This window comes from Endozoicomonas sp. SESOKO1 (genome assembly GCF_024606265.1).
Taxonomy (GTDB): Bacteria; Pseudomonadota; Gammaproteobacteria; order Pseudomonadales; family Endozoicomonadaceae; genus Endozoicomonas.
Genome location: NZ_JAHHPP010000040.1, coordinates 1 through 6523, shown reverse-complemented (window position 1 = coordinate 6523; position 6523 = coordinate 1). Strand labels below are relative to the sequence as shown.

The window sequence follows — 6523 nt, the reverse complement described above, 5'->3', positions numbered from 1 at the left end:
CTCCCGACATCCTGCTCCCAAAGCAGGCGCGCTACCAGACTGCGCTATACCCCGTCAAACAACGCTTATCATATTGTTTTTGAACAATAAGTCAACAGCCATCAGAAAAATATGTCTGTTTTTTACACTTACTGGCTAAAAGCTGTTCATACAGATCTGCCATGGGCTGGTTAAACAGAACAAATACAACCTTGCGAGGATGCTCATGCCCGCCCAGCCACTGACGAACCTCGCTCAATGCAATGTCGGCTGCCTCATGACGTGGGTAACCATAAACACCACAGCTGATGGCGGGAAAGGCTATCGACGACAGCTGACGGTTTGAGGCCTCCACAAGGGCATTGCGATAACAGGCCCGGAGCAGACCAGGTTCACCTGCCCCACCTCCCTGCCAGATCGGGCCAACCCCGTGGAAAACATAATTTGCAGGCAGGTGAAATGCCGGGGTTACCCGCACTTCACCAGTGGGACAGCCTCCGATCTCCCGGCAGGCAATAAGAAGTTCAGGCCCGGCAGCCCGATGGATGGCACCATCAACCCCACCTCCACCAAGAAGACCGCTGTTGGCCGCATTAACAATGGCATCCACAGTTAATGTCGTAATATCACCCTGGATGATGTCAATGCGGTCTTTCATGATTGGAGCCTCAGCTATGCTTTATCGCTTAACTTGCGGCACTTCTTCAAGGTATCAGCAATCAGAAATGCCAGTTCCAGCGCCTGGTCGGCGTTCAGGCGAGGATCACAGTGGGTGTGATAACGATTACCCAGATGATCCTCCGTCACGGCACGGGCACCACCGACACACTCTGTCACATTCTGGCCTGTCATCTCAAAATGAACGCCGCCGGCATAGGTTCCCTCAGCGCGGTGAACCGCAAAGAACTGCTCTACTTCTGAGAGAATTTTCGATACTTCACGGGTTTTATAGCCATTGCCGGCCTTATAGGTATTCCCGTGCATTGGATCACAGCTCCAGAGCACATTGCGCCCTTCACGCTGAACGGCTTTCAACAATGGCGGCAAGCCTTTCTCTACATTGTCAGCGCCCATACGAACGATGATGTTCAACTTGCCGGGCATATTCTCCGGGTTGATCCGGTCAATCAGTCGAATCAGGTCATCCGGTGGCAGGGTTGGGCCTGCTTTCAGACCGATCGGGTTTTCAATGCCACGGACAAATTCAACATGGCCCCCATCCACCTGGCGGGTACGGTCACCCACCCAGAGCATATGGGCTGAGCAGTCATACCAGTCACCGGAGAGGCTGTCACGGCGGGTCAGCGCTTGCTCGTAGGGCAGTAGCAACGCTTCATGGGAAGTATAAAACGCGGTTTCACGGATGGTGGATGAATGCTCTGCAGAGATGCCGCAGGCTCTCATGAAATCCAGTGATTCATCGATTCGGTCAGCCATGTAGCGGTACTGATCAGTCTGCGGGCTGTTTGCAACAAAATCCAGATTCCAGGCATGCACCTGTTCCAGAGAGGCCAGGCCACCCTGGGCAAAAGCACGCAACAGGTTCAGAGTGGCAGCCGCCTGGTGATAGGCCTGCAGCATTCTCTGGGGGTCCGGATTACGAGCCGCCGGGGTAAACTCGGTGGCGTTAATGATATCACCGCGATAGATCGGTAACTCAACACCATTGATGGTTTCAGTGCCAGAAGTTCTTGGCTTGGCAAATTGGCCAGCCAAACGCCCTACCTTGATCACCGGGCAGGCAGCGCCAAAGGTGAGCACTACCGCCATCTGCATCATGACTTTGAACGTGTCGCGGATGTTATTGGCCGAAAATTCCAGGAAGCTCTCTGCACAGTCCCCTCCCTGCAGCAGAAATGCTTTGCCTTCAGTCGCTTCTGCCAGCCGGTTTCTCAACTCATTCACTTCACCCGCAAAAACCAGTGGAGGCATTGCAGCAAGTTCCTGCTCAACCCGGCTCAATTGTTCCTGGTCGGGGTATTCTGGCAGCTGGATCAACGGCATATGCCTCCAGCTATCAACATTCCATGAATTCATTAAGTCACCAGCTCTTTCACACTCGCCAAAAACAGCCATTCTACCTGAATAACATCATCAAAGTTACTCTGAAAGGCTATCGGCCTCTGGCAACGGGATGCCGGGAGTCTGTTATCCATTCGCTCCATGAGCCGGGATACAGCGTTGCACCCGACAAACCGGCAAGCTCCATGGCAAAAATATTATGGCAGGCGGTAACACCGGAACCACAGTAGAAGACTGGCCGGGAATCCTCACCCACCAGAGATGTAAATATTTCCCGCAAGTGGTCCGCTGAAAAAAAACGGCCGTTGTCATCCAGATTTTCAGTGAATGGATGACATACTGCCCCGGGGATGTGTCCAGCCAGGGAGTCCATGGTTTCTTCTTCGCCACGGAATCGTTCATAAGCCCTGGCATCAATCAGTTTATGCCCAGGGCCACCTTCAGTTTCTAACTGCGCCATCAGATCCTGCGCGGAAACCGTGGGCATATGGCCTATGGTAAAATCACCCTGACTTTCCACCACCTCAGGCACATCGGTGGTCACAGGATAACGGCCCGCCTGCCAGGCTTTCATGCCGCCATGCAGAATCATGGCGTGAGTAATACCCGCCCAGCGCAACAGCCACCAGGCCCTTGCCGCCATGGCATGACCGCCATCGTCATAGACAACCACCTGAGCGTCCCGGTCAATCCCCCAACGACGAAGCGTTGCCTGCCAGTCTGCCTGCTCAGGCAGCGGATGCCTGCCGGTTTTACCGGGAATAATCAAACCGGAGAGATCTGATTCAAGATCAGCATAGCGTGCTCCCGGAATATGTCCCTGGCTATACATCACCCGCCCCTGTTTCGGGTCAGCAAGACTGAATCGAGCATCCAGAACAACCAGATGTTTATCTTTCATCAGGGTTGCCAGCATCTCCGGCTCTATTAATAAAGTCATCTACTCACCTCTGTCTGGCTTCTGTCAGATAGCGCTTTACCATCATGTACTCATTCAATGGAAGCAAGGGTGGCAGTGGCAGGTAACACACCACCATAAAACATTTGCCGTGAAAAATATTTTGCCTAACCATTGTTCATCCCTGAGAGTGGCGCAAAATATTTCCACGCGCCATGGGCATTTGTGCCGGTTTATTTTGGCTTCACAGTAAAAAAAAATGGAAGAGGCTTTGCAAGAAGCCCTGATTACCGTAGTTCAAATGAAAGAGGAGTGTGAAGGAAAGAAAAGTTAAGGAGAGTAATTAAACCCACCAGCGGGGCTGGTGGGATGTCACATCCTTGTGACAACTGCATCCATGCAAGATTTACGTTATCAGTACACTCGTGATGGCAATAGCAGTGATTAAACGGAAAGGTTGTGAGACATATCTCACGCTTTCGTCATTTCCCGGTTGCCGACTTGTCCACTACCTTGTCGTCACGAAGCACTTTTTCCGAAAGCAGGACACTCAACTCTCCATTATCCGGCGTTTCCAAAATGATTCGGGTTTCTTCAGAAGACTCGTCAAATTCCATATCTGAAGAGTACACACCCTCCTCTACCGGCATTTCTGCTACGTCCTGGTGTATTGAAATGACATCCGTCACGGGTAGAACTTCAGGCTCATCGTGTTTGTTCAGAAAAAACCAACCTGCCGCACCAAGCACAAGAAGAACCGCCAGTATTGCCATTATCTTGTTCATACATCCTCACCCATGCCCCTGTTAAACATTTTATTGCATCTTTACGACTCTGGTTATATTCCTCTGCGTCAGAATCTTAACCGTATCACCAACCTGCAATGGCGCTCCCGGATTGGCTTCCTGAACCACCGAAATGTATTTACCGCTATCAAGCCGGATGGTCATTTCAATGCCCCGCTGTGTGGTCAGCTCTTTTTCAGCCATATTCCCCAGCACACCACCGGCAACTCCGCCCAGGATAGCGGCAATATCACTGCCTCTACCCCCGCCAACACTGGAACCGGCGATACCGCCAATAGCCGCACCGGCCACAGTACCCACAGCTCCTTCAGTGCCTTCCAGTTTGACATATTGCAACTCGGAAATAGTACCAAAGCTGACGTTCTGTATTCGCCGGGCCTCACTGCTTGAATACGTTGTCCCTGTACTGTCGGTCATACAACCTGACAACAGAATGGCAAAAGTGATGGGCAATATGGCCCCGTAGCGTCTCAAATTCATGACTTCACCTCCTTAAAGCCGGGTAAAACAGGAAAGACCTTTCCTGTCAACCGACCCAGACCCGTGCGTTCCGGAACATTCTCATCAGCGGAGCATCTTCTCCCCAGTGATCCGGGTGCCAGCTGTTTTGAACCGTACGGAATACCCGCTCAGGATGGGGCATCATAATGGTTACCCGACCATCGGCAGAGGTCAGGCCGGTAATTCCCTGCACTGAGCCGTTGGGATTGTAGGGGTAGCGTGTGGTGGGCTTACCCTGGTTATCCACAAACTTCAAAGACACCTGGCCACTGATCGCCAGCCGCTGCAAATGAGCCGGATCGGCAAACTCGGCATACCCTTCCCCATGGGCAACGGCAATGGGCATACGGGCACCCTCCATCCCCCGGAAGAAGATTGAACGGCTTTTCTGAACCTCAACCATCGCTACCCGGGCCTCAAACTGCTCAGACTGGTTGCGGACAAAGTGAGGCCAATAGTCAGCACCGGGAATCAGGTCATGCAGATTAGAGAGCATCTGACAGCCGTTGCATATACCCAGGGCAAAACTGTCGCGACGATCGAAGAAACGGGCAAACTGATCACGGGCCTGTTCATTAAAGAGAATGGACTTGGCCCAACCTTCTCCGGCTCCCAGCACATCCCCATAAGAGAAGCCACCGCAGGCCACCAGTCCCTTAAATTCATCCAGAGTCCGTCGGCCGGAGAGAATATCGCTCATGTGCACATCCACCGATGTGAAACCAGCCCGGTCAAAGGCTGCAGCCATTTCTACCTGACCATTGACGCCCTGCTCCCGCAGAATGGCCATGGCTGGACGGACCCCGGTGTTAATGTAAGGCGCTGCCACATCCTGAGAGATATCGTAAGGCAGAGAGGCATGGAGACCTTCATCACTGTCATCCAGCAGGTTGTCGAACTCCTGTCGGGCACACTCCGGGTTGTCCCGCAGCGCCTGAATGCGATAGCTGGTTTCTGCCCACCAGCGCTGGAACTTGATCCGGCTTTCACTGACCAGCTCGGAACCATTGAACCGGAACGATACCCGCTGACCCTCAACCAGTGTACCAATGGTGTGAGAGCAGGCGGCCAGCCCATGCTGAGCCAGGATATCCTTGACAACCCCTTTCTTACGGTGGCGCACCTGGATAACAGCACCCAGCTCTTCATTAAAGAGAGCAGGCAAAACCATGGACTTATTACCCACCAGTTTATCCAGATCAACAGCAATACCCGTACGGCCAGCAAAAGCCATCTCAACCAGGGTGGTAAACAGGCCACCGTCAGAGCGGTCGTGATAGGCCAGCAACAGATCTTTATCCATCAGCTCCTGAATGGCATTAAAAAAATCTTTCAGGTCTTGCGCAGAGTTAACGTCCGGCGCAATGTCACCTACCTGACCATACACCTGGGCCAGTGCTGAACCACCCAGTCGGTTATGGTCCCGGCCAAGGTCAATCAACAGCAGATCGGTATCACCCTGATCCGTCCTCAGCTGAGGCGTCACCGTCTTGCGAATATCCTGGACCGGGGCGAATGCCGAGATAACCAGCGACAGCGGTGAAGTGACACACTTATCTTCACCTTTTTCCTGCCATTGGGTTCTCATGGACATGGAGTCCTTACCCACTGGAATAGCAATACCCAGTGCCGGGCAAAGCTCCATACCCACCGCTTTAACCGTATCGAACAGGTTTTCATCTTCACCGGGATGGCCTGCTGCGGCCATCCAGTTGGCCGACAGTTTGATGTCGCCGATTTTACCGATACGGGCCGCAGAGATATTGGTGATCGCCTCACCAATGGCCATTCGACCGGAAGCAGGTGCATTGATCAGGGCAAGCGGGGTTCGTTCGCCCATCGACATGGCTTCGCCGGTATATCCTTCAAAAGCCGTTGCGGTAACCGCACAGTCAGCCACAGGTACCTGCCAGGGACCCACCATCTGGTCACGATTAACCAGACCGGTAATGGTACGGTCGCCAATAGTGATCAGGAAATTCTTGCTGGCGACGGATGGCAACTTCAAGACCCGTTCCATCGCTTCAAGCAGTTTAACGTCAGTGAGGTCCAGGGGATCACGCTCAAACGGCTGACGCTGAACCTCACGGTGCATCCTGGGTGGTTTACCCAGCAATACATCCAGCGGCATATCCACCGGGTGATTGTTGAAATGACTGTCATCCAGCAACAGTCGCTGCTCTTCCGTCGCTTCACCAACCACGGCATAAGGACAGCGCTCCTGCTGACAGATCTCCTCGAACCGGGGAAGGTCTTCTGCTGCCACCGCCATGACATAACGTAGATCTTGCATGGATGCAGTTGTCACAAGGATGTG

7 protein-coding genes are annotated in these 6523 nt (G+C 53.0%); all 7 read right to left on the bottom strand.

Annotation, left to right across the window (positions count from 1 at the left end):
* Nucleotides 1-91 precede the first annotated feature (91 nt).
* Nucleotides 92-637 carry an O-acetyl-ADP-ribose deacetylase gene (locus KDK13_RS02505; protein WP_257283243.1) on the bottom strand — a complete coding sequence of 182 codons (546 nt, stop codon included), beginning with the start codon at nt 635-637 and terminating at the stop codon, nt 92-94.
* Between the two features lie 14 nt (nt 638-651).
* Entirely contained in the window at nt 652-2016 is a 1365-nt protein-coding gene (locus KDK13_RS02500; protein WP_257283242.1) for a class II 3-deoxy-7-phosphoheptulonate synthase, read from the bottom strand.
* 76 nt (nt 2017-2092) lie between these two features.
* On the bottom strand, nt 2093-2941 hold the full coding sequence (locus KDK13_RS02495) for a sulfurtransferase (RefSeq protein WP_257283241.1): 849 nt from the start codon (nt 2939-2941) through the stop codon (nt 2093-2095).
* Nucleotides 2942-2945: 4 nt separating this feature from the next.
* Entirely contained in the window at nt 2946-3074 is a 129-nt protein-coding gene (locus KDK13_RS02490) for a hypothetical protein (protein ID WP_257283239.1), read from the bottom strand.
* Nucleotides 3075-3381: 307 nt separating this feature from the next.
* The gene (locus KDK13_RS02485) at nt 3382-3684 is read right to left on the bottom strand and encodes a hypothetical protein (RefSeq protein WP_257283238.1); all 303 of its coding nucleotides are present in this window, start codon (nt 3682-3684) and stop codon (nt 3382-3384) included.
* Nucleotides 3685-3714: 30 nt separating this feature from the next.
* Nucleotides 3715-4185 (bottom strand): glycine zipper 2TM domain-containing protein, encoded by a 471-nt coding sequence (locus tag KDK13_RS02480; RefSeq protein WP_257283237.1) that lies wholly within the window; start codon nt 4183-4185, stop codon nt 3715-3717.
* Nucleotides 4186-4231: 46 nt separating this feature from the next.
* Nucleotides 4232-6523: phosphoribosylformylglycinamidine synthase (purL, locus tag KDK13_RS02475; RefSeq protein WP_257283235.1), on the bottom strand; the 2292-nt coding region annotated here is incomplete at its 5' end.

Bases quoted from the DNA above. Each gene is read 5' to 3' on its own strand.
- KDK13_RS02505 (WP_257283243.1), bottom strand. From the start codon at position 637: ATGAAAGACCGCATTGACATCATCCAGGGTGATATTACGACATTAACT.
- KDK13_RS02500 (WP_257283242.1), bottom strand. From the start codon at position 2,016: ATGAATTCATGGAATGTTGATAGCTGGAGGCATATGCCGTTGATCCAG.
- KDK13_RS02495 (WP_257283241.1), bottom strand. From the start codon at position 2,941: ATGACTTTATTAATAGAGCCGGAGATGCTGGCAACCCTGATGAAAGAT.
- KDK13_RS02490 (WP_257283239.1), bottom strand. From the start codon at position 3,074: ATGGTTAGGCAAAATATTTTTCACGGCAAATGTTTTATGGTGGTGTGT.
- KDK13_RS02485 (WP_257283238.1), bottom strand. From the start codon at position 3,684: ATGAACAAGATAATGGCAATACTGGCGGTTCTTCTTGTGCTTGGTGCG.
- KDK13_RS02480 (WP_257283237.1), bottom strand. From the start codon at position 4,185: ATGAATTTGAGACGCTACGGGGCCATATTGCCCATCACTTTTGCCATT.